We start from the raw sequence: 21,953 nt of genomic DNA on the forward strand, positions 1-21,953 counted from the left end.
TAGCACCTTTTTCCGCTTTCGCAAACTTTATCCTAACTTTTTTTAAACTTTTTCGCAACACTCTGGTAAACAGAACTCTGCAAAATCGCTTTTTTTGATCCCTTTGCAAGCACAAAGCATAAACCCTCAAAAAATAAAGGAAGTGAATTGTAAAGTGTATGAAATAACTGCTAAAGTATCTTAGAAACACAGCTAGAAAAAGACATTATATAAGGTAGGAGGCAGAAAATCTTTCAGAAACCTACCGAAAAACACCTTCTGCTTATATAAACCTATTCGAAACGGATCGCTTTTACCGGAGAAATCTTCGTTATTATATAGGAAGGAATCAAAAGAACAACCAAACAGATAACCAATGTTCCAATGTTTAGCAATAAAATATACAACCAGTCCAAATGAGCAGGCGCCACATTTACATAATAACTATCCGGATTTAGTTTTATAATACCAAATTGCTGTTGAATAATAATAAGACCAATCCCAATACAATTCCCCCAAAGCAATCCACGAACTATTAAATAGAAGGCATTGTATAAAAATATCTTGCGTACTGACCAATTGTTTGCTCCTATTGCTTTGAGTATTCCTATCATTTGAGTTCTCTCCAGGATTAGAACCAGCAATGCAACTACCATATTAATGGTGGCCACGATAATCATTATTACTATAATGACTATTATATTAAAGTCGAACAGCTGTAACCATTCAAATATATTATAGTACTTTTCTGAAATTGTTTGGGTATCGAGCGTTTTTGATGCGTCTTCCTTATTCTGGGTATTGTTATAAACCTGTTGGCCTTTCTGTTCAATCTGATTAAAGTCATCAATAAAAACTTCAAAGGCACCCACCTGATCCGGTTTCCATTTATTGATTCGTTGTAAATGTCGAATGTCTCCTATTATATAGGTAGCATCAAATTCCTGAAATCCGGAATTGTAAATACCTGCCACAACAAATACTCTCAGATTAGGCAATTGATTACTATTATCTTTCATAAAGAAAGTATTGAACTTATCGCCCACTTTCAAATTGAGTCTGTCCGCAAGATATTTTGATATCAAAACATCCGGAGTCAATTTATGTTCTACATCCGGCAGTTTCCCCTGGACAAGATATTCTTCCAGATTCTTCCATTGGTAATCCTTTCCTACTCCTTTATATATAATACCTTCAAAAGAAGTTTCTGTTCTGATGATTCCTGCTTTTGTGGCTACAGCCTGAATATGACTTATGCCCTCTACATTTTTAAACTTTGGATAAAAATCCTGATTGGTAGAAATAGGACTGATGCTTACTTGCGATTGGTTATCATCATAATTGGTTATAATAATATGTCCGTTAAAAGCCGCAACCTTTTCACGTATTTTTTGTTGCAAACCGATTCCTGTCGCTACAGACACAATCATCATGATCATACCTATTGCAATGGCAGCGATGGCAATTTTTATAATTGGTGCAGATATACTACTTTTATGATTTTTAGCAGCAATCAGTCTTTTGGCTATAAAATATTCTAAATTCAATTTTGTATGATATCAAATATGGTTTTCAAAAATACAGCTTTATTCTTTGTTTTGTCAATTCTTTCCTGTGGAAATTCATTTAATACAAAAGCAAGAACCGAAAAACCGAAAGCTCAGGATACTGTCAGAAGTTCTAAATCTTCTACGGCGATTGCTGAAATAAAAACTGGCGCAGATGATTGGATAACTTATTTGCCCGTTCTAAAAAAATATAAAAACATTGGCGTTGTTGCGAACCAAACCAGTATTGTTAATTACAACCCTGATGCAAAAAACAGAGATGAACTTCGTACGGGACCTGCAACTAAATCGATGCATTTGGTAGATTGGTTAATCGAGTACAAGCTAAATGTTACAAAAATCTACGCTCCTGAGCATGGATTCAGGGGAACAGCTGATGCAGGAGAACTAATAAAAGATGGAAAAGACACCAAAACCGGAATTCCTATAATCTCTCTTTATGGTGATAATAAAAAACCAAAACCGGAACAATTGGCTGGCATAGACATTTTGGTTTTTGACCTTCAGGATGTAGGTGCTCGTTTTTATACCTACATATCTTCTCTACATTATATAATGGAGGCTTGTGCCGAAAACAAAATAAAGCTATTGATTTTAGATCGACCAAATCCAAAGGGCAGTACTGTGGATGGTCCTGTCCTGGAAAAAGAAAATTCAAGTTTTATAGGAATGCATCCTATTCCGGTACTCCACGGTATGACTATTGGCGAATATGGAAAAATGATCAATGGCGAAAAATGGCTTAAAAACGGCATTCAATGTGAATTGAGCGTAGTTCCTTGCGTAAATTACAATAAGGACATGAGCTATTCACTTCCTGTAAGACCTTCACCCAACTTGCCGAATGACCAATCCATAAATCTATATGCCAGTTTGTGTTTTTTTGAAGGTACAAATGTGAGCCTGGGAAGAGGAACAGATAAACAATTTCAGATATATGGCTCTCCTTTTTTACCCAAAACTGATTTCAGTTTTATTCCTAAACCAAATCTAGGTTCAAAAGATCCGCTACACAATGGTAAAGTCTGTTATGGTGAAGATCTTTCGGATGCTCCAAAAGTAAAGGGTATTGAACTAAAATGGCTTTTGAAAGCCTATGCAACCACAACCGACAAATCGAAGTTTTTTATTCCGTTCTTTACAAAATTGGCGGGAACTAAAAAGCTACAGGAACAGATTGAGGCCGGAATGTCTGAAGCAGACATTAAAAAAAGCTGGGAAAAAGGAATTGAAGATTTCAAAAAAATAAGAAAAAAATATGAAATTTATTAATTGGAATTTTCCTGAAAATATGTATTTTTAGGTGCGGCTATTTTTTAACGGTCGTATTTAAATCTTAATAAAATAGCTACAAATGGATACATCGCAACTACTTTTGGATTATATGGACAAACTACAGGAATTTTTCGAATGGATTGATTCTTATGTAGAGAAAGCAATTGAATTATTTCATAACGCAAAGGAATGGGTTGAGAAAATATTAGAATATATCAAAAGAGGGATTGATTATGTTGTTGATGCCATAGGCGGCCGATTCGATGAATCAATCGAACTCCCGGAAGATTATATCTTTGTTTAATAAAACGGCCTTACTTTGTAAGGTCTTTTTTTTGCTTTCTTGCCATTTTATTGGCACCAGACTTTGCAATAAACATCAAAAAATAAAGCACTACCAAAACGATATAGAAAAGAGCTGTCATAATCACAGCTTCCATGACTTTATCGAAAAGGCTCCTGACAACTATATCCTGGTTGACAAAAACCAACAAAACTGAGATAATGGCAGACGCCAAGAAGATGTACAATAAGTTTCTTTTATGTTTCATACAGCAATTGTTTATAATGGCATTCTTTTTTTCATTTCTTCTACAATATTATAAGCAGCCGGACAAATTGCTACATTCTGTAACGTCAGATTAGAAATTTGCTGGAATTTTTTTCGATCTGTATGCGGATATTCTCTACACGCTTTAGGTCTCACATCATAAATCATACAATAATTTTCTGCATCAAGAAAAGTACACGGAACACTTTGCAGTACATAATCATTTTCTTCATCGATTCGAAGGTATTGGTCAATGAATTGTTGTGGCTTTTGACGAAAATGTTTGGAAATTCTCTCAATGTCTGCAAGAGTAAAAAGCGGTCCTGTTGTCTTACAACAATTGGCACATTTCAGGCAATCCGTTCTTTTAAATTCCTGATCGTGCAATTCCTGCATGACATAATCGATATTCTTCGGCGCTTTCTTTTTAAGCTTATCGAAATACTTCTTGTTTTCGTTATGCTTATCTTTGGCCAGTTTTGGAAGATTTTTGATTACTTGTTCCAACTTTATTTATTTGCGGACAAAGTTACACTTTCTTCTTTATCTTTTTAAAATATACCATAAATCATGAAAGACCTTTTTGGAAAAGCCATATTGGATTATCAGACAAACAATTCGTCGGAAAACCTCATTACCGAAACTTCAATTTCCGAAGCCGATGAAATGAGCGTTGCTTATTTGTTCCGTAACTATTCAGCCATGCCTAAAATTGAAAAAAAAGCAATGGCTCTGGCAAAAGGAAAGGTTCTGGATGTAGGCTGCGGAGCTGGAAGCCATAGCTTATACCTTCGGGATGTAAAAAAATTAGAGGTTGTTCCTATTGATATTTCTTCAAATGCTATTGAAGCCTGCCAATTAAGAGGTCTTGACAATGCAAAAGTTCAGGATGTAATGGAGTTGGATTCCACTAATGCTGAAAACAAATTTGATACACTATTGCTTCTGATGAATGGCACCGGTATTTGTGGTAAGTTGAAAAATCTTTCTTCTTTCCTGCAACAGCTTAAATCTTTGCTGACACCAACAGGCCAAATCCTTATTGATTCTTCCGATATCATTTATATGTTTGACGAAGATGAAGATGGCGGAAAATGGATTCCAACGGATAGGGACTATTATGGAGAGATTACCTTTACGATCTATTATAAAAACGAAGAAGAAGAACCGTTTGATTGGCTGTATGTTGATTATAATACATTACAAAATGCGGCTATAGCCAATGGTTTGCAATGCAAACTGGTTTCAGAAGGCGACCATTATGACTATCTCGCCAGATTGACTCTTTAGATTTTGATCAAATTGGTTGTAGCTATGATTTCTTTCAGGACTTCATAAAGCCTGTCCAATTCCTTTTGAGAATTATAGGCGTTGATGGAATATCGTATATAAAAGTTCCCATTTAGAGGCATAACCGGTATTTCTATCTGATATTTTTCAAAAAGCAATTCTTTTAATTTTTGTGGTTCGTCCGTTCTTACCGGAATACTTGCCATTTGTCCTAAAAATTCCTTTGTAACCGGGCATATAGGTGTTGTATTTAGCAAATCGCAAAAACGCTGGTAATTGTCCAAAACTATCTGTTTGCAATTTTCTGCTATTTCGCTCCAATTATTTTCTTCCAGAAAATCAATAACTTTTGGTGTACATAAAAAAGACGAAATATCTCTTGTGCCCTGGTATTCGTGATAATCCAAGAATTGTGTTTGGGCAATAGTCTCGTTGTCGTAGCCCCAACTTACAACAAGCGGGTCCAAGTCTTCCTGAAATTCTTTTTTAACATATAAGAAAGAACTCCCTTTTGGTGCTAGCATCCATTTATGTAAGGTTCCTGTATAAAAATCAGCATTCATTTCTTCAATGTTTAAAGAAATATGTCCGGGAACGTGTGCTCCATCAACAATTGTTACTAATCCTAGCTCCTGTGCTTTCTTGCAAATTTCTTTAACCGGAAATATCAATGCCGTTGCGCTCGAAATTTGGTTTATAAAAACAACTTTGGTGTTTGAGTTATAGCCTTTCCAAAAATCTTCGAGTATCTGTTCTTTTGAAATTACAGGTAAAGAGATTGTCTGTCTGATATATTTTACACCTGTTTTTCTACAGAAATAAGCCCATGTTTTATCCATCGCTCCATATTCATGATTTGTTGACAGGATTTCATCGCCCGGCTGAAGGTTCAGACTTCTCATAACGGTATTAATGGCAACCGTAGGATTAGGTGTAAAAAAGAAGTCTTCCGGTTGGCAACCTATATATTTTGACAGCTTTTCTTTTGCCTCTTTCAAATAGACCGCTGCTTTTTTCTGGATAAAATAGACCGGTTCATTTTCCAATTCCAATTGGAGTCTTTGATATTCGTCAAATATTGGTTTTGGGCATGCACCAAAGGAACCATGGTTTAAAAAAGTTATGGATGTATCCAGAAGGAAAAGCTCTTTCATGATTAAAAGGTATAAAAAAACCCAAATTTACAATTTGGGTTTCGTATTATAAAAGATAATTTATTATTGCATGTATTTCATCATGATACCTTGCAATTCTGCTCCCCAAGCCTGAGCTGCTTCCATTGTTTTTTCAGTCAGAACTCCTGCTTTAGAAGTTATTTTTTTACCTACCGGACTTTCGTAGAATTTAATCATTTCTTTGATGTCGGCATGTGTATATTCTTTCATATAAACATCAGCAACTTTATCAAAATAAGAAGGCATTGTTGCTTCAAAATCTTTTAAGAATGCTGCTTGCTTTGCTTCAGGAATCATCCCTATGATTTGTTTTTTTGCAACATCAATCTGAGCCGAGGCACCGGTCATTTCAATTACTTTTTTTACATCATTTTTGAAAGCCGCATCTTGTGCAAATCCAATTTGAGTTGCTAATACGAATGCGAATGTTACTATTAACTTTTTCATTTGTTATATTGGTTTTTATGTTGATTTTAATTATTAGCAAATATAATTCCAAATTTATGGAATATTTAAATATTTATGAGTTTGTAACGATACTCTCCATTTTGGATTGTTCATCACATAATCAACGATCAGCGGAGTCATTGCTTCTTTTTTACTCCATTCCGGCTGTAAAAACAGTATCGCATCTTTATTGACTTTTTCTGCCTGTTCTTCTGCAAAGATAAAATCGTGCTTATTGTAGACAATTACCTTTAATTCATTTGCATTGTCATAAACTGTTTGGGTAGGAAGCTTATTCTTTTTTGGCGAAAGCGTAATCCAATCCCAGGTTCCGGAAAGCGGATAGGCTCCAGAAGTTTCAATATGTACTTTTAAATCTTTTTCTTTTAGTTTTTGCGTAAGCGGCCCCATATCCCAAGTCAACGGTTCGCCACCAGTCACAACAACCGTATTGGCATTTTTTTTTGCATTTTCTACTATTGCCTCGATTGCTGTTGGCGGATGCAATTCTGCATTCCAACTTTCTTTGACATCACACCAATGGCATCCTACATCGCATCCGCCTACACGGATAAAGTACGCTGCTGTTCCTGTGTGATATCCTTCACCCTGAATAGTATAAAATTCTTCCATCAACGGAAGCATTATTCCTTTTTCAACAGCGATTTGTAATTCTTTCTTCAACATCATCTTTAAAAATAGTCTGCAAAGATAAGGATTTGATTTTGGATTGCGGTTTTTTAAAATAAGGCTTTAAATAAAGTTTATGATTATTCCAATTAGGGTATAAAAAAACCGGCATATAATGCCGGTTTATAAAACTTTTGTTTTTTATTTTTTCAATACATCAAGAGATTCTTTAATGTATTGGCTAGTTGGATCTAACACCAACGCTTTTTCAAAATATTCTCTTGCTTTTACTTTGTCAGATATTGCATAGTGTGAACCAATGTAAGAATAAGCTCCAATCAATCCTGATTTCACGTTTTCTTTAGCTAATTCTGCCTCACCTTTTGCATGTACAACATCAATATATTTTTGGTAGGCTGCTACAGCAGCTTCTTTAGCTTCTGGCCCAAGGATAAATCTGTTGATTTTTGCTCTGTTTAAATGTGCGTCTTGAGTTGTTGGCGAACCTGTTACAACAGCTTCAAAAGCTGCATCTGCTTTTTTAAGCAATTCCTGTACTTCAGGCTTGTTTCTTTCCGCATCCGTTTTTAGGTCGTTTGCCACATAAAACAAGACTGCATTTCCAAGATAGAAATTATCAAGAAGCGCATTTTTAGAGTTTGGTGCCTTTGTTGCAGCTTCAAAAACTTTAGTTGACTCCAAATACAGCTTTTGCTTATATAATGATACTCCCAAGTCGCTAAATTCTGATCCGATTGTCGGGTCAATTTCTGTAGCCTTTGTTAAGTCAGTCATTGCACTGTCAAATTGAGCTTTATCAGTAATTGCTCCTTCAGCAGAAATCGCTTTACCTAATTTTGCTTTTGCCAAGAAAAGATAATCTCTTGCGCTGATTCTTTTTGGATCTACTTTTACTAAGAAGTCATTTAATGCTTTGATACTTTCATCATAGTTTTTGTTCTCATAAGCCGCATATCCTAAATATCTGAAGATTCTAGGATTTACTTTATCCAATTGTTGCATTGCCTGTGCTTCTTTTTGCAAAGCCTCATAGTCTTTAGCAAGAATCAAGAAGTCAGCATGGCGCATTCTCGAATCAAGAGAATAATCAGTCAGGCTCATGTATTTTTCATAATACTCTAACGCTTTCTTGATATATTCTGCACGTTTTGATGTGTCGCTTGTACTCCAGAAATAATACGTTTCTGCCAACTCACGATAAACAGGACCATAGTTTGCATTTAATTTGATTACTTCGTTAAAAGCTGAAATCGCCTCAGGGAAAGCTTTTGCATTTTTGGTAATAACTCCTAATTGCATTTTTGCACGCAATAATGAGTTATCTAAATCATAAGCTGTTCTGTAAGAACTGTAAGCGCTGTTAACATCAGCATCACCAAATTGAGCATCACCCAAGCTCAAAAAAGCCTGTGCATATTTTGCATCAACAGCGATTGCTTTTTTAATAGAAGTTATCGCTTTTTTATAATCATGCTTTTCTGAATTTATATAGGCTCTACCTATGTACAGGAATTCTTCTGCATCTTTCTTTTTCAGATTGGCAATCGCTTTGTTGAAATTAGCTTCTGCCTCTGATGTGTTCCCATTATCCAGGCTAATTTCACCTAATCCTATATAATTGAAATTGCCATTGTCTTTGGCAACAATTCCTTTGTCAAAATAAATCTTCGCAGAATCTGCATTATCCAAAGCAAGATAAACCTCTCCTAAATGAAAATAATTCTTCCCTTTATCAGGACTTGATGCAATTAATGATTTAAGGATTGTTTTGGCTTTTTGATATTGTTCGGCATCGATTGCTTTTTTGGCCTGCTCTAGGTCTTGGGCAAAAACAGCAGTTCCAAAAAACAATAGCGACAAACTGATAAACTTAATTTTTTTCATTTCTTCGTTATTTATAATTTCTATTTATTTTCGATGTCTTTCCTAACTTTTACTTCTCGTAAAGATAGCCTAACTGGAGCAAGTCCGGATTTTAAAACTATTCTCTGTCCAACGTCTCCTGCTACAAAAGTGGCAAAACCCATACCCAAACCAACAGATCCTTCATAATTTAACATATAGATTTTACGTGTTAAAGGATATAAGCCCTCTGCCAGATTGGTTTGACTAGGTTTATAATATTCGGTTGAATTAGGTTCACTTTTAACATTTTTGACAGCCAAAACCTTGACCTTACTTGTGGAATTCAACATGTCTGGCATAGGTTGTGTCATCCAATTGACCCCAACTACACCAATATAACCGTCGTTTTCACTAATGTATTTGATAACGTCATTGCTTGATTTCAAAGCAAAGATATTTTTGCTATCGACTTTTGTTACGGATGCTTTTTTGCTTATAAAATCAATTGTACTTGAGCTAGCGTTATCGAAAACCAGTCCTTTGATGGTTGCTACAGATTTTTCGTTCATAAAATCAATTATGTCCTGTAAGTCAATAACCGTATCCCTTGCTTTAGTATTTGCAACAAGAGCAACGCCATCAATGGCAATTTGGGTTATTCTTGGGACAATACCTTTATCTGTAAAACTTTTCTCTTCACTTTTTGACAAAGTTCTTGACATTACGACCAATCTTGTCGAATCATTTTTTAACATATCCAGAATAGCACCTTCGGTTTTAGGAACCAAATTTACTTTTTCCGGTCTTTGGCTATGGAAAACGGCAAGCTGATCTTCCATCATAGGCATGACCGTTTCATCTACATAAAACGTTGCCGTTTCGTCTTCCTTTTTCTTTTTGTCTGCACAAGAATCAACAAAGAAAATTGTCATGACAAAGGCAAAAGAGAATAATAAGAATCTTAGGTATTTTGGCATTTCTCTAATAATTTTATTGTTAGTCCTTTTTTAAAAAGCGTATGAATCTAAAAAAAGAATATACGATAAGCAGCAATCCGAAAGCTATTCTGTATGATTGAGGCATTTCGATTGGTATGTCTTTCCAAAAGATAATAGCCATACCCAAAACAAAATACATCAAAAAAAACAACATTCCTAAAATAAGAAGAAATCGCCCGAGGAGCGATTTCTGATCTTTATTGGTCCTATACTTACTACCGTTCATTAATTAGATTTAATCACTAATTTGATTGGAAGGTTGTATGAAACACGTACAGCTTTACCATTTTGAATACCAGGCTTCCACTTTGGAGCTGATTTTAACATCCTGATTGCTTCCTTACCTGTTCCGTAACCTAAGTCTCTTACAACTTTGATATCGGTAAGACTTCCATCTTTTTCAACAACGAAGTTTACGATTACGTTACCGCTCACGTCGTCATCTACTTCAGGGATTCTATAATTCTTTTTTACATAAGCGTAGAAACCAGCGATTCCTCCAGGAAATTCCGGTAAAACTTGTACAGATGTATAAATTTTATTTGGATCTTCTTCAATTACTTGAGAATCAACTTTGATTTCACTTTGCGTTCCGTCAAGAACTACTTCCCCACCTTCTTTAGCCTTTACTGTTTCAGAACCTGTTTTTTTAAGTTCTTCTACAACGGCAACTTCTTCTCTTACGACTTGCTTGTCTACAATAACCGGCGGTACGTATTTTTGAATATCTACATTACTCTGAGTCTGTTTTTGAACAACCGGCTCAACAATAATCTCTTCCTTCTTCAAAGGCTCCTGTACATTTACCAGAGTAACCTGCTGATCCAATTTTTCCACTTCTTTGGACATATTATCCGAGATGAATTTGGAGATTATTGGAATGCAAACCAGGAACAAAAATATAACTGCACCAATAGCTAATGCTTTTAAGGTTCTCTTTCCGCTGTTGGTACGTAATTCATAAGCACCGTAGCTTTTGTTTCTACCTTCAAAAACATTTTCAATCCAGCTTTGTTCGAATAAGTCTAATTTTGAATTTGACATATTTTAATATTTTATAAATTTTAATGAATCAGACTAATAAATTTTATTGTCTTCTAAAAACTTAATGTCTGCATCTGTTATGTCAACAATTGCGTATTTTTTCACCTTCGTGATAGCCATCTCATCCAAAATATCAACCAAATTTTTATAATTTGATTTCTTACTTGGCTTTATGATAACGGTAATACCGCTTTTTTCAAGATCGGCGCCTTCTGCTTTGTTTCTTGCATCAACACCTGCCTTTTTGTTAAGGATCAAATCTCTTACACCAGTTTTTCCATATGTGGTTACAACTGGCCCGTCCAATGGCGGTCCGTCAGCTCTTCCGCTATACCAAACTAATTTATCACCTGTCCCTAAAACCAGAGTTAAAGTTCTCCATGCTGGTGTTTCAGTTGGAGTATCTTCGATTTTTTGTTTATCTGGCATTGCCAAATTCATCGATTGAGGCTTTGACAACGTAGTCGTTAATATAAAGAAGGTAATCAATAAGAATGCCAAATCCACCATGGCTGTTAAGTCAACCGAAGGATTTGATTTTTTACTTCTTACTTTGCCACCGCCTTTTTTACCACCGCCGTCGCCAGTATTTAATTCTGCCATTTCTTACGAATATATTATTTTATTAAAAATCATCACTTCTTAGACCAGTAACCAAGAAAAAGTTATTCTTATTTTGCTTTTGCAGAATATCTAAAACTTTCTTTACTGTAGGGTATTCTTCTTTAGCATCACCTTTAATAGCGATATCTAAATCTTTACCATCCATGTCCTTAGCTACTTCTCTTGCTGTTTTTACCCAGTCAGCTAATTGATTGTTGATAGAATCGTAAGGAATTCCTGGTTGAACTCCTTCTTTCATTCTCTGCTCATTTGGCATTTCAATCAGTTTTTTCATATTTCTGATATCTACACCGAAGCCATCAATAAGAGAGAATTTCTTTTGTTCAGCATCAGAGAATTCGATTTTGTATTTTTCTCCCATCCTTTTTAGAGTTTCTGCTCTAGCTTCTCTTCCAGTCACACCAAAAAACACTTTTTCTTTACCAATTGTTAGGGTGGCAAGATTTTCTTCTGGCAATTTTGTCTGAACCGTTGAGGCTGGAGTATCTACTGGCAAAGCTTCAGGGACTTTTGCTGTAGCTGTCATAATGAAAAAGGACAGAAGAAGGAATGCCATGTCACACATCGCAGTCATGTCAATTCTGGAACTTTTCTTTGACAATTTTATTTTAGCCATTGTTTTTATTTTTTTAATCAAAGCCGAGAAGGAGAAACATTCCTTCTCATAGCTTTAATATATTTATGAAACTTATTTTAATTAGTCACGGTTTGTAGCTCTTCTGTAAGCCTGAGTGATAGTAAAACCAGCCTCATCAATAAAATAAGTCAATGTATCAATCTTAGAAGTAAAGTAGTTGTAAACAACAACCGCAAGAGCTGAAGTTGTAATACCTGTCAACGTGTTGATAAGTGCTTCAGAGATACCGTTTGCCAATTCAGCCTGATCCGGAGTTCCAGAAGTTGCTAATCCAGCGAACGCTTTAATCATCCCCGATACAGTTCCCATCAATCCTAATAATGTACCTAAAGATACCAATGTAGAAAGGATAGTTAAGTTTTTCTCAAGCATTGGCATTTCTAATGAAGTAGCCTGCTCTATTTCTTTTTGGATTACTTCAGATGCTTTTTCAGTATCGAAGTTCTCTCTTTTAACCTCTTGGTATTTAATCAAACCTGCTTTCACAACGTTTGCAACAGAACCTTGTTGTTTATCACATGCGTCTAATGCACCTTGGATATCTCCAGATGAAATCTGACCTTGAACGCTTTTTACAAATTTCTCAACATCCCCTTTTCCTGCAGCCTTAGAAATAACAAAAAATCTTTCGAATGAGAATACGATTGTCATTAATAGCAATCCCATCAATACAGGAACGATATATCCTCCTTTGTAAACCATTCCTAGGTAGTTTCCTTGTAAAGGTTGACCTGCTGGGTTATCATGTTGGAAGTTTGATGGAGATCCCATTACGAATTCCCATACAAGGTATCCGATAAGGATACAAATTAAAATCGTCAATCCTGCAAATACGTTAGAGCTTTTGCTTCCTCCATTGTTTTGAACCTTTGCGTTTGATGCCTGTGCCATTTTTTTTAATTTTAGTTTTTTAATTTTTAGAATTTAATTTTGGTAATAGATAATATTTATTTACCCTAGATATTTTATAAGAACGACAAATTTATATTTTTAGTGGATAAAAAAAAATAAATTGCAGTTTTTTATTCCGCATTAACTATATATTATTACAATCTTAACGAATAAATAATAAGAAATTTAAAATAATTAGTTTCAAAAAAGAAGATATTTCTCTGGTTTAAAACTACTTAAGTTGATTTCATTAAAAAAACACCGTGTTTTATCTATAACAAAGTCTATTTTATCGAGCTGAATTATAACTCAATAATGATAATTTTATTACACTCCCTAATATTAAAATTATATGCCAATTATTTAAGGTATAATTTGTGTCAATAAATAAAAACAATCCTAAATTTGTAAATATATGTTCATTTCTAATCATCCTAAACATTTTTTTGCTCATGGCTTCTAAAGAAGACTTCGTCAATCATATTAACACGGGTTATGCTACAAAAGGAGAAAGCATCACGCTAGGTGGCGCTATTTTTAACGGTGAAGCGCTTCCGGATGCGCACATTAAAATTCCTTTAAAAACCTTGAATCGCCATGGTCTTATTGCCGGGGCAACAGGAACAGGAAAGACAAAAACCATACAGGTTTTTTCTGAACAGCTTTCTTTATTAGGCATACCGGTATTGATGATGGATATCAAAGGAGATTTTAGTGGTATCGCCAAACCAGGTGTGGAACAACCTTTTATTACAGAGCGCCAGGCCAAGATAAATATTCCTTATCAGGTATCAGGGTTTCCTGTTGAATTAATGACGTTATCAAAACAGAATGGTGTTCGTTTACGCGCGACTGTTTCTGAATTCGGGCCAGTACTCTTTTCAAGGATATTGGACCTGAACGATACACAGGCCAGTGTGGTTTCCGTAATCTTTAAATATTGCGACGATAAACAGATGCCACTTCTTGACCTAAAAGACATCAAAAAGGTAATCAATTATATCACTGAGGAAGGCAAAGCCGAAATCGAAGAGCATTATGGCAAGATTTCAACTGCAACCACCGGTACTATTCTTAGAAAAATCATCGAGCTTGAGCAACAAGGAGCCGATATCTTTTTTGGTGAAATATCGTTTGATGTAAACGACCTGATGCGAATTGATGAAAATGGGAAAGGTTATGTAAACATAATCCGCTTAACAGATATTCAGGACAAGCCGAAGCTTTTCTCAACTTTTATGCTGAGTCTTTTGGCCGAAATTTACAATGTCATGCCAGAACAAGGCGATTCCGGACAGCCAGAGCTGGTTATTTTTATTGATGAAGCTCACTTAATTTTTAATCAGGCTAGCAAAGCTCTGCTTGACCAGATTGAAACCATCGTAAAATTGATACGTTCCAAAGGGATTGGGATTTACTTTGTTACTCAGAATCCAATGGATGTTCCAAGTTCTGTTTTGGCACAACTTGGATTGAAAATTCAACATGCTTTGAGAGCTTTTACTGCTAATGACAGAAAGGCGATTAAAATGACATCTGAAAACTATCCTATTTCTGAATATTACAAAACCGACGAATTATTGACTTCTCTTGGAACTGGAGAGGCTCTGGTTACAGCATTAAATGAAAAGGGAATTCCGACACCGCTGGCAGCTACTATGATGAGAGCGCCTATGAGTAGGATGGATGTGTTGACAGACAGCGAAATTGGAGAAATCAACAGCAATTCTAAACTAGTCAGGAAATATGACGAAGTGGTTGACCGAGAAAGTGCTTATGAAATCCTGACTAAAAAGATACAGGACATTCAACAGGAAACAGCTGATAATGAACAAAAAGCGCAAGAGGCTAAACAAGAAAAGAAAGCAGCAAATGAACCGATGAGCCAGACGACAAAAAGCATTATTAAAGTAGTAACCAGCGCAACTTTTATCAGAGGTTTCTTTGGCGTACTGACCAAAATATTTAAAAAATAAATGAAAAGCTTTATCACGATAGGACTGTTGGTTCTATCTAACATTTTTATGACTTTAGCCTGGTATGGGCATTTAAAATTTAAGGAATTGAAATGGTTCGAGAACGCAGGGCTGATTACAATCGTATTGGTGAGCTGGGGATTGGCTTTTTTTGAGTATTGCTTTCAGGTTCCCGCCAACAAAATAGGCTTTAATGGAAATGGCGGTCCATTTTCTTTAATGCAGCTCAAAGTCATACAGGAAGTTATTACTTTGGTAATTTTTGTGATTTTCTCACTACTGTTTTTCAAAAACGAGACTTTCAGATGGAATCATGCCATAGGTTTTGTTTTTCTGATTCTGGCTGTTTATTTTATATTTAAGAAATAATGAAAAGATACACTTTACAAAAAACTCCTTTTGTTGTCCCTACAACAGACGGCAAACTGATTGAAGAGCATTTTGGGAATGCTACCAATAACAATTCTGATGTTTCAATCGCACATATGGTTGCACCGCCAAAATGGAGCGAACCGTTTCAGGTTCCAGAATTTGATGAGTATACCTATATAATAAAAGGTAAAAAACAATTTATCATTGAAGGAGAAACTATAATTCTGGAAGCAGGACAATCGATCAAGATCGAAAAAAAGGCAAGAGTGCAGTATTCCAATCCTTTTGACGAGGCTTGTGAATATCTCTCGGTTTGTCTGCCTGCTTTTTCTTTAGAAAAAGTTAATAGAGAGGACTAGACCCTTTAAATTTGGTAACTTTACATACAAATGAAACCTGTATGGAAACCCAAAAAAGAATCATTATTGTAGGAGCCGGATTTGCAGGACTTACCCTTGCAGAAGACCTTGAAAATACCGGCTACGAAGTTTACCTAATCGATCGAAATAATTATCACCAATTCCAGCCATTGTTATATCAGGTGGCTACAGCAAGGCTTGAGCCGGCAAGTATTTCTTTCCCGCTCCGAAAAGTTTTCCAGCGTTCTAAAAACGTAAAAATCAGAATTGCAGATGTTTTATCTGTTGAGGCCGATAAAAAGTGTTTAAAAACTTCTATTGGAGACTTTTCTTATGATTATCTGGTATTGGCTTATGGTTGCCGAACCAATTATTTTGGAAATAAAGATTTAGAGCACTGTGCTTTTCCAATGAAGTCAGTTCCTGAAGCTATCCAGCTCCGAAACCGCATACTTCAGACATTTGAAGATGCTGTTATCACAAAAAATCCTGAAGAACTCCAATACATACTCAATTTTGTAATTGTTGGCGGTGGACCAACAGGAGTTGAATTGTCCGGAGCTTTGGCAGAGATGAAAAAGAATATTTTACCAAAAGATTATCCTGATAAGGATTTTTCAAAACTTACGGTATATCTATTGGAAGGTTCTCCCAATGTTTTAAATGCCATGAGTGACGATTCTAAAAAAGCATCCCGAAAATATCTGGAACAGCTTGGCGTCATCGTGAAAACCGGAACCGTTGTTGAAAATTATGACGGACGAACCGTTCGATTGAAAAATGGTGAAACAATAGAGGCTAAAAACGTCATCTGGGCAGCAGGAGTAACCGGCAACCAGATTGAAGGTATTCCGGAAACCTGTATTACGAGAGGCAACCGACTTATCGTAAATCGTTTTAATGAAATAGAAAACCTCAAAGATGTTTTTGCTATTGGAGATATCGCTTATATGACTACTCCTAAATATGTAAATGGTCATCCGCAATTGGCTGCCGTAGCAAACGAACAGGCAAAAGTCCTCGCGAAAAATTTCAAGCTCCTGGCAAAAAACAAACCTTTAAAAGAATATGAATATCATGATAAAGGCTCTATGGCCACTATTGGAAAAAGAAAAGCGGTAGTCGATCTGCCAAGTTTTAGCTTCCAAGGCCGATTCGCCTGGTTTACATGGATGTTTGTACACCTTATGTTGATATTGAGCGTTAAAAACAAGCTGACAATTTTTGTGAATTGGGCTTTTAGTTATTTCAACAACGATTCGACACTTAGGGTACTTATTAAGCCCGTTACTAAAAAAGTAGACAATTGATTTATTTGTTATGTATAAAACAAAACAGGGATTAATCATTACGACTTAATCCCTGTTTTTTATTTATAGTAAGATACTAACGTATTATTTTCTTTTTCTGTTTAGTAGTTCTAAAATTTTTTCATCGATTTCTGGGCTGTCCCATTTTGTCTCGATATTGTCCATTTTCAAAATTTCTTCCATAATCTGATTTTGAAAATCACCCACATCCAAGGCTTGAGAATAAGGGTCCAGACTAAATGTTACTCTGCTATACAATGGCAGCCATTTTTCAGGGTATTTATCTGAAAATCTTTTTTCTATTTTTTTCTGAAGCAGGAATTTTTCGTCAGCAGTTTTAGAACTCATTTCCATGAAATTCCTATAAGACAATTCGGCTATAGCATCTGCATTAGGTTTTCTGCTTTTTTCATATTCTTTAAAAATTCGCTCCCAATCATTTCCAAATTGCTCCATAAAATCATTCAATACGGTAATATCTTCAAAACCTGCATTCATTCCTTGTCCGTAAAACGGAACAATGGCATGGCAGGCATCTCCAATCAGCGCTACTTTGTCATCATAAGTCCACGGATAACATTTCATAGTTACCAGCGTACTCGTCGGATTCTTGAAAAAATCTTCTGCCAGATTAGGTATTACATCAACAGTATCCGGCAAATGCTTTTCAAAAAAGTCTTCTACTTTTTTCCTGTCCGTAAGCGATGCAAAAGAATTTTCTCCTTCAAACGGCATAAAAAGCGTACAGGTAAAGCTTCCATCTAAATTAGGAAGTGCTATAAGCATATAATCGCCTCGTGGCCAAATATGAAAAGAGTTTTTATCCAATCTATGTGTGCCATCAGGATTTGCCGGTATGTTTAATTCTTTATATCCCGTCTGAAGAAATTCCTGAGAATAATCAAACATACTTTGACGTTGCATTCTGTGACGGATTCTGGAAAAAGCACCATCAGCACCAAAAACCACATCATATTTTATAGCTTCCCACTCACCTCTTTCAGTTTCTCCAATGTGCAATGTGGCATCTGCAAGCGTAACGTCCCAGATTTTCTTTTCAAAGAAAAATTCTGTACCAGCTTCTTCAGCCAGATCGATCATTTTCCTGTTCAGGGTTCCTCTTGAAATGGAATAAATACTTTCGCCTTCTTTTCCATAAGGTTGAAAATTGAGCTTGTCCGTTAAATGAATCGCTCTTTTATCCATTGGAATTGAGATAGCTCGTACAGCATCTCCAACACCAACTCTATCGAGAGCATTCCATCCTCTATGAGACATGGCAAGATTTATGGAACGTCCGGAAAATTGGATTTTTCTGATATCGGGACTTCTGTCATATACATGAACAGAATGACCTGCTTTTTTAAGGTATATTGCCAAAAGCGAACCCACAAGACCAGAGCCTACAATTGCAATATTTAAAGGATTTTGCATTAAGTGTAGAATGAATTTAAAGATTTCAAATTTAAGGAAATAAGATCATTATTATCATAAAAGCAGGCATTTATTTCCAACTTGCAAATTATATTGAATAAAATGCACTAAATATATAATAATCAAACACTTAGATTATTTAATTTGTTAATTAACAGCAAATTGAGTTATCTTTGCCTTAATTTCCTAAAAACAAATATTTAAACACAGAAAATACCACCTATCTGTGGGATACTAAGATTCTCCCTATTATTACATAACTACCGATGTGATGAGTTTTATTATTAATTAAATATTCTATCTATGAAAACAAAACTACTTCTTTTCTTTCTGATGTTATGCGGGCTAACCAACGCACAGACCTATTCCTTTAACACAGTAACGCCCATCCCCGATGGAGTTGGGACAAGCTGTGCTGCCGGTGCAACCAGCATTGGTATGGTAGTAACAACTATCAACGTTCCTATTACTGCAACAATTACTGATCCTACAAAAGTGACAATCAATTTGGATTTGGTACATACTTGGCTTGGCGACGTTGTGGCAAAATTAGGCACTCCGGGCGGCACTTCTTGTGCATTGATTAAAAGAATGGGTGCCACTAGCGATACTAGCTGTGGAGATAGTTCAGATTTTGCCTCAGGAAATATCCTGAGCTTTAATGCTGCCAATACGACAACTATCAACTTTGCCACTCCTGGTTCTACTCAAAGTATTCCTGCAGGCTCTTATGCTCCAACAGGCGGCACCGCCTCCTCTTTTCCAACTGACATTCCTTTATGCAACCTCACTACTTTTTTGAATGGTGCAGCTGTGAATGGCAACTGGACAATGACCTTATATGACAATGGTGAAGAAGATACGGGGAGTTTGAATTCCTGGCAGATTATTTTTAGCACAGGCTTTGATCTTGACACCAAAGATTTCCTTTTTACTAAAAGAATTTCTGTGCTAGGAAATCCGTTTACAGAGACTTTGACTTTAAAACTGAACGAACCGGGCGATACTGTATTGCATATTTATTCTATTGATGGCAGGGAAGTTTTCACAAAATCGTATGTAGCCAATGATGTTTCCCAAAATATCACTATCGATGCTTCTTCATGGCAGCAAGGGATTTATCTTTTAGTTCCTGAAGTTGAAGGACGTAAATTAAACGCAATCAAATTAGCAAAAAAATAACACCCTGTTTTTCCCTAAAAAAGAAATCCTGCAGCACAAATTGCTGCAGGATTTCTCATTTTTTAATTTCTATTTTTTTTGATTGGGTTGAATCGTCTTTTACATCAACCATTTCAATGTCTATTTCGTTGTGTTCTTCTCTTCTACCTCTTATTGGAACTGGAGCTCCGCCAATTCCTGCTGCCAGGGAGGCTAAAACTATCAATATGACATAACCGAGAAGTTTCAACTTTTTCATGAAACTTTTCATAATTTACTGCATGTTTTACGCCATTGGATATAAAAACAACGGCTTAATAAATTAAATCTTTAAGAAATACAGGCGGTAAAGCCCGGCAGTTTATGAAATAGGAATGTCTTCTGCGTGGGCAGAAATTGTTTTTGTTCTAAAAAATTGAATGTCTGATTTGAAGGAACAGTATTCTTTGTGTTTTTGAGTAGTTTTTACTTTGGCTTGGATAGTATGGGCTATACTAAAGTTTGTGGTGAGACCATTTGTCACGGATTTGGCATCTAAAAAACCAAATTGTACAGCTCTTTTATAAGAAATTATCTTACGCCCGGAATTTTTGTTACTTTTCGAATAGAGCGTTTCAGATTGGAAGGTCTGGCTAACTGTGTTTGTATAGCTATGACTAAAGGAAACCGTAAACAATAACAGTATTGCCAATGTGGTTCTCAGCAGCCTATTCTTTTGATATTTAATTTGTTTCCGTTTCATTTCAAAACAAAGATATATTTTACCGGAGATTATTATTGTCTTTTCTCTCAAAAACAATATCTTTTTTTCTAATCTCCTCTATCATTCTTACTTCGTCTCAATATCTACAATTTTTTCTCCATCTTTGCCCAGATAATGTTTTATCAAAGCTTCATAAAGATTACCACCTATATCGGAATTGGTAAAAATTAAAAGTCCTTGTTTTGTTTTTGGAAGAATGAATACCATAGCCCGAACACCAACATCTGATCCACCATGTGACAAAGCATATTTTTCATTTTCCAAAGTATAGATTTCAAATCCCAGTCCAAAATGCTTGCCTCTTACGCTTGCTATTTGCGGTCTAGTCATTTCTTTAAAAACTGATTCCTGTAGTAATTCACCATTCATTATAGCTACCAGAAATTTTCCATAATCTTCAATAGTCGTCAGCAAATTATCTGCTGCATTGGGTGTGTTGTTCTTTTCAACTTCGTAGGGTTTTAAATCCTTATCATAGCCTATAGCATATCTTGAAACATCAATATTTTTATTCCAGACATAGCTAGTCTCGTTCATCTTCAGCGGTTGGAAAATCAATTCAGAGGCAAGCTGCTGTAAACTTTTATGGAACTTATTTTCTAAGGCTTTTCTCAGGTATTCAAATCCTTCGCCAGAATACTCATAAGCAGTTCCCGGATCAAACTGAAAGCTAAGTTTTTTATCTGCATTCATCCATCTCCAGTTCGGGAAACCTGTTTGGTGGCTTAAAATCTGCCGGGTCGTGATTTTTTTATTTCTTGGATCTTTAGCAATATCAGGGTCTGTCCAATAATTGTAAACAGGCTTATCCATATCCCATTTTCCTAAACTGACCAATTTTAATGCTACCATTGCTGTTATCGGCTTAGTTAATGACGCAACATTAAAAATCGTATTGTAAGGCGCTGAAACACCCGGTTTGATTTCTCCAAAAACCTTTACTTGTTGTAGCTTCCCGTTTTCGATTATTCCGACACCGAGTGCCGGCACTTTGTTTTCTTTTAACCATTTTTCAATAGCCATATCATTGTCGAATACCGGAGCAGTAACCAATTCCAATTGCTTATTGACATGTTCATAGCTATAGGATTTTACCAACTTCCATTTCCCTTTTTCCAAAAGCCAGAGGTGGCTAAATCGGGCGGAGCTGCCAAACTTTTCAGGTTGTCCGGTTTGTTTTTCAAAAAACTGATGTATTCCTATCTGAAGCGCCCCATATAGTTTTTCTCCGTTAGATTTGTCATACAGGGCGTAAATTTCTGTACTCTCCGGAAGCAGCTCTCTTCTCGCCTGATAATTTTTTGAATCGCGGCATAAGCCGCCTTTAAAATCTTTTAGGAATTTCTTTTTGTCGGACACGCCATCGATATCGTGAAAGAATTCGAGGTTTTCACTCATTAGGTTTTCAAATTGCGAAATATCGCAAGTATTAAACCCTACATTAAACAGCAGACTGTCTTTCGACATGATAGTCTTATACAGCTCATTGTTTTTTTCAACCTGCGCCTGTCCTTTTTGCAAAAAGACACATAGAAATAAGAATACAAAATAAATGGATCTGGTCATTGGGAAAATTTTTTGACAAAGATTGGGTTTTGTTGCTT

General features: G+C 35.7%; 24 protein-coding genes. 8 read left to right on the plus strand and 16 right to left on the minus strand.

Annotated elements, in window-relative coordinates; translation table 11 throughout:
- Positions 1-272: 272 nt before the first annotated feature.
- Positions 273-1,526, minus strand: a complete 1,254-nt coding sequence (locus ABH942_RS06370; RefSeq protein ID WP_370030277.1) for an ABC transporter permease — start codon at positions 1,524-1,526, stop codon at positions 273-275.
- 6 nt (positions 1,527-1,532) lie between these two features.
- Between ABH942_RS06370 and ABH942_RS06375 the strand changes: the two genes are divergently transcribed.
- Entirely contained in the window at positions 1,533-2,819 is a 1,287-nt protein-coding gene (locus ABH942_RS06375; protein WP_370030279.1) for an exo-beta-N-acetylmuramidase NamZ domain-containing protein, read from the plus strand.
- 82 nt (positions 2,820-2,901) lie between these two features.
- Complete coding sequence (locus tag ABH942_RS06380; protein WP_370030280.1) at positions 2,902-3,126, plus strand: hypothetical protein; 225 nt, start codon at positions 2,902-2,904, stop codon at positions 3,124-3,126.
- Between the two features lie 10 nt (positions 3,127-3,136).
- Here the strand turns inward: ABH942_RS06380 and ABH942_RS06385 are convergent, their stop codons facing one another.
- Both ABH942_RS06385 and ABH942_RS06390 read right to left on the minus strand, forming a co-directional pair.
- On the minus strand, positions 3,137-3,373 hold the full coding sequence (locus ABH942_RS06385) for a hypothetical protein (RefSeq protein WP_370030282.1): 237 nt from the start codon (positions 3,371-3,373) through the stop codon (positions 3,137-3,139).
- An 11-nt stretch (positions 3,374-3,384) separates the two neighbouring features.
- Positions 3,385-3,879: a YkgJ family cysteine cluster protein gene (locus ABH942_RS06390; RefSeq protein WP_370030284.1), complete on the minus strand. Its 495-nt coding sequence runs from the start codon at positions 3,877-3,879 to the stop codon at positions 3,385-3,387.
- 63 nt (positions 3,880-3,942) lie between these two features.
- Here ABH942_RS06390 and ABH942_RS06395 point away from each other — a divergent pair, with 63 nt between their 5' ends.
- Positions 3,943-4,662, plus strand: coding sequence for a class I SAM-dependent methyltransferase (locus ABH942_RS06395; RefSeq protein ID WP_370030286.1), 720 nt, complete (start codon positions 3,943-3,945; stop codon positions 4,660-4,662).
- Here ABH942_RS06395 and ABH942_RS06400 read toward each other — a convergent pair.
- The 9 genes from ABH942_RS06400 to ABH942_RS06440 all read right to left on the minus strand — a co-directional run bounded on the left by ABH942_RS06400 (position 4,659) and on the right by ABH942_RS06440 (position 12,974).
- Positions 4,659-5,816: an aminotransferase class V-fold PLP-dependent enzyme gene (locus ABH942_RS06400; RefSeq protein WP_370030288.1), complete on the minus strand. Its 1,158-nt coding sequence runs from the start codon at positions 5,814-5,816 to the stop codon at positions 4,659-4,661. The two genes, ABH942_RS06395 and ABH942_RS06400, sit on opposite strands and share 4 nt — an antisense overlap.
- 63 nt (positions 5,817-5,879) lie before the next feature.
- Positions 5,880-6,284, minus strand: coding sequence for a DUF2059 domain-containing protein (locus ABH942_RS06405; protein WP_370030290.1), 405 nt, complete (start codon positions 6,282-6,284; stop codon positions 5,880-5,882).
- A gap of 54 nt (positions 6,285-6,338) precedes the next feature.
- Positions 6,339-6,971, minus strand: a complete 633-nt coding sequence (locus ABH942_RS06410; RefSeq protein ID WP_370030903.1) for a 7-carboxy-7-deazaguanine synthase QueE — start codon at positions 6,969-6,971, stop codon at positions 6,339-6,341.
- Between the two features lie 144 nt (positions 6,972-7,115).
- Positions 7,116-8,819 (minus strand): hypothetical protein, encoded by a 1,704-nt coding sequence (locus ABH942_RS06415; RefSeq protein ID WP_370030292.1) that lies wholly within the window; start codon positions 8,817-8,819, stop codon positions 7,116-7,118.
- A 20-nt stretch (positions 8,820-8,839) separates the two neighbouring features.
- Entirely contained in the window at positions 8,840-9,757 is a 918-nt protein-coding gene (locus ABH942_RS06420) for a PstS family phosphate ABC transporter substrate-binding protein (protein ID WP_370030293.1), read from the minus strand.
- A 246-nt stretch (positions 9,758-10,003) separates the two neighbouring features.
- Complete coding sequence (locus tag ABH942_RS06425; RefSeq protein ID WP_370030295.1) at positions 10,004-10,822, minus strand: energy transducer TonB; 819 nt, start codon at positions 10,820-10,822, stop codon at positions 10,004-10,006.
- Positions 10,823-10,855: 33 nt separating this feature from the next.
- Positions 10,856-11,425 (minus strand): ExbD/TolR family protein, encoded by a 570-nt coding sequence (locus tag ABH942_RS06430; protein WP_370030297.1) that lies wholly within the window; start codon positions 11,423-11,425, stop codon positions 10,856-10,858.
- Positions 11,426-11,447: 22 nt separating this feature from the next.
- The gene (locus ABH942_RS06435) at positions 11,448-12,062 is read right to left on the minus strand and encodes an ExbD/TolR family protein (RefSeq protein ID WP_370030299.1); all 615 of its coding nucleotides are present in this window, start codon (positions 12,060-12,062) and stop codon (positions 11,448-11,450) included.
- 81 nt (positions 12,063-12,143) lie between these two features.
- Entirely contained in the window at positions 12,144-12,974 is an 831-nt protein-coding gene (locus ABH942_RS06440) for a MotA/TolQ/ExbB proton channel family protein (RefSeq protein WP_370030301.1), read from the minus strand.
- Between the two features lie 452 nt (positions 12,975-13,426).
- Between ABH942_RS06440 and ABH942_RS06445 the strand changes: the two genes are divergently transcribed.
- Genes ABH942_RS06445 through ABH942_RS06460 form a run of 4 tightly spaced genes read left to right on the plus strand, consistent with a single transcriptional unit; the run spans position 13,427 to position 16,991 of the window.
- Positions 13,427-14,950, plus strand: coding sequence for a helicase HerA-like domain-containing protein (locus ABH942_RS06445; RefSeq protein ID WP_370030303.1), 1,524 nt, complete (start codon positions 13,427-13,429; stop codon positions 14,948-14,950).
- Positions 14,951-15,319 (plus strand): DMT family protein, encoded by a 369-nt coding sequence (locus tag ABH942_RS06450; protein WP_370030304.1) that lies wholly within the window; start codon positions 14,951-14,953, stop codon positions 15,317-15,319.
- Complete coding sequence (locus ABH942_RS06455; RefSeq protein WP_370030306.1) at positions 15,319-15,681, plus strand: cupin domain-containing protein; 363 nt, start codon at positions 15,319-15,321, stop codon at positions 15,679-15,681. The genes ABH942_RS06450 and ABH942_RS06455 overlap by 1 nt, the downstream gene beginning before the upstream one ends.
- A 41-nt stretch (positions 15,682-15,722) precedes the next feature.
- On the plus strand, positions 15,723-16,991 hold the full coding sequence (locus ABH942_RS06460) for an NAD(P)/FAD-dependent oxidoreductase (protein ID WP_370030308.1): 1,269 nt from the start codon (positions 15,723-15,725) through the stop codon (positions 16,989-16,991).
- Between the two features lie 84 nt (positions 16,992-17,075).
- On the opposite strand, the gene ABH942_RS06465 is transcribed toward ABH942_RS06460, so the two are convergent.
- On the minus strand, positions 17,076-18,425 hold the full coding sequence (locus ABH942_RS06465; RefSeq protein ID WP_370030310.1) for an FAD-dependent oxidoreductase: 1,350 nt from the start codon (positions 18,423-18,425) through the stop codon (positions 17,076-17,078).
- Between the two features lie 303 nt (positions 18,426-18,728).
- Here ABH942_RS06465 and ABH942_RS06470 point away from each other — a divergent pair, with 303 nt between their 5' ends.
- Positions 18,729-19,607, plus strand: a complete 879-nt coding sequence (locus ABH942_RS06470; protein ID WP_370030312.1) for a proprotein convertase P-domain-containing protein — start codon at positions 18,729-18,731, stop codon at positions 19,605-19,607.
- A gap of 55 nt (positions 19,608-19,662) precedes the next feature.
- On the opposite strand, the gene ABH942_RS06475 is transcribed toward ABH942_RS06470, so the two are convergent.
- The 3 genes from ABH942_RS06475 to ABH942_RS06485 all read right to left on the minus strand — a co-directional run bounded on the left by ABH942_RS06475 (position 19,663) and on the right by ABH942_RS06485 (position 21,915).
- Positions 19,663-19,845, minus strand: coding sequence for a hypothetical protein (locus ABH942_RS06475; RefSeq protein WP_370030314.1), 183 nt, complete (start codon positions 19,843-19,845; stop codon positions 19,663-19,665).
- 102 nt (positions 19,846-19,947) lie between these two features.
- Positions 19,948-20,328, minus strand: a complete 381-nt coding sequence (locus ABH942_RS06480) for a hypothetical protein (RefSeq protein ID WP_370030316.1) — start codon at positions 20,326-20,328, stop codon at positions 19,948-19,950.
- Positions 20,329-20,415: 87 nt separating this feature from the next.
- Positions 20,416-21,915 (minus strand): serine hydrolase domain-containing protein, encoded by a 1,500-nt coding sequence (locus ABH942_RS06485; protein ID WP_370030317.1) that lies wholly within the window; start codon positions 21,913-21,915, stop codon positions 20,416-20,418.
- Between the last annotated feature and the right edge of the window lie 38 nt (positions 21,916-21,953).

This window comes from Flavobacterium sp. 28YEA47A, from assembly GCF_041262125.1.
GTDB lineage: Bacteria > Bacteroidota > Bacteroidia > Flavobacteriales > Flavobacteriaceae > Flavobacterium.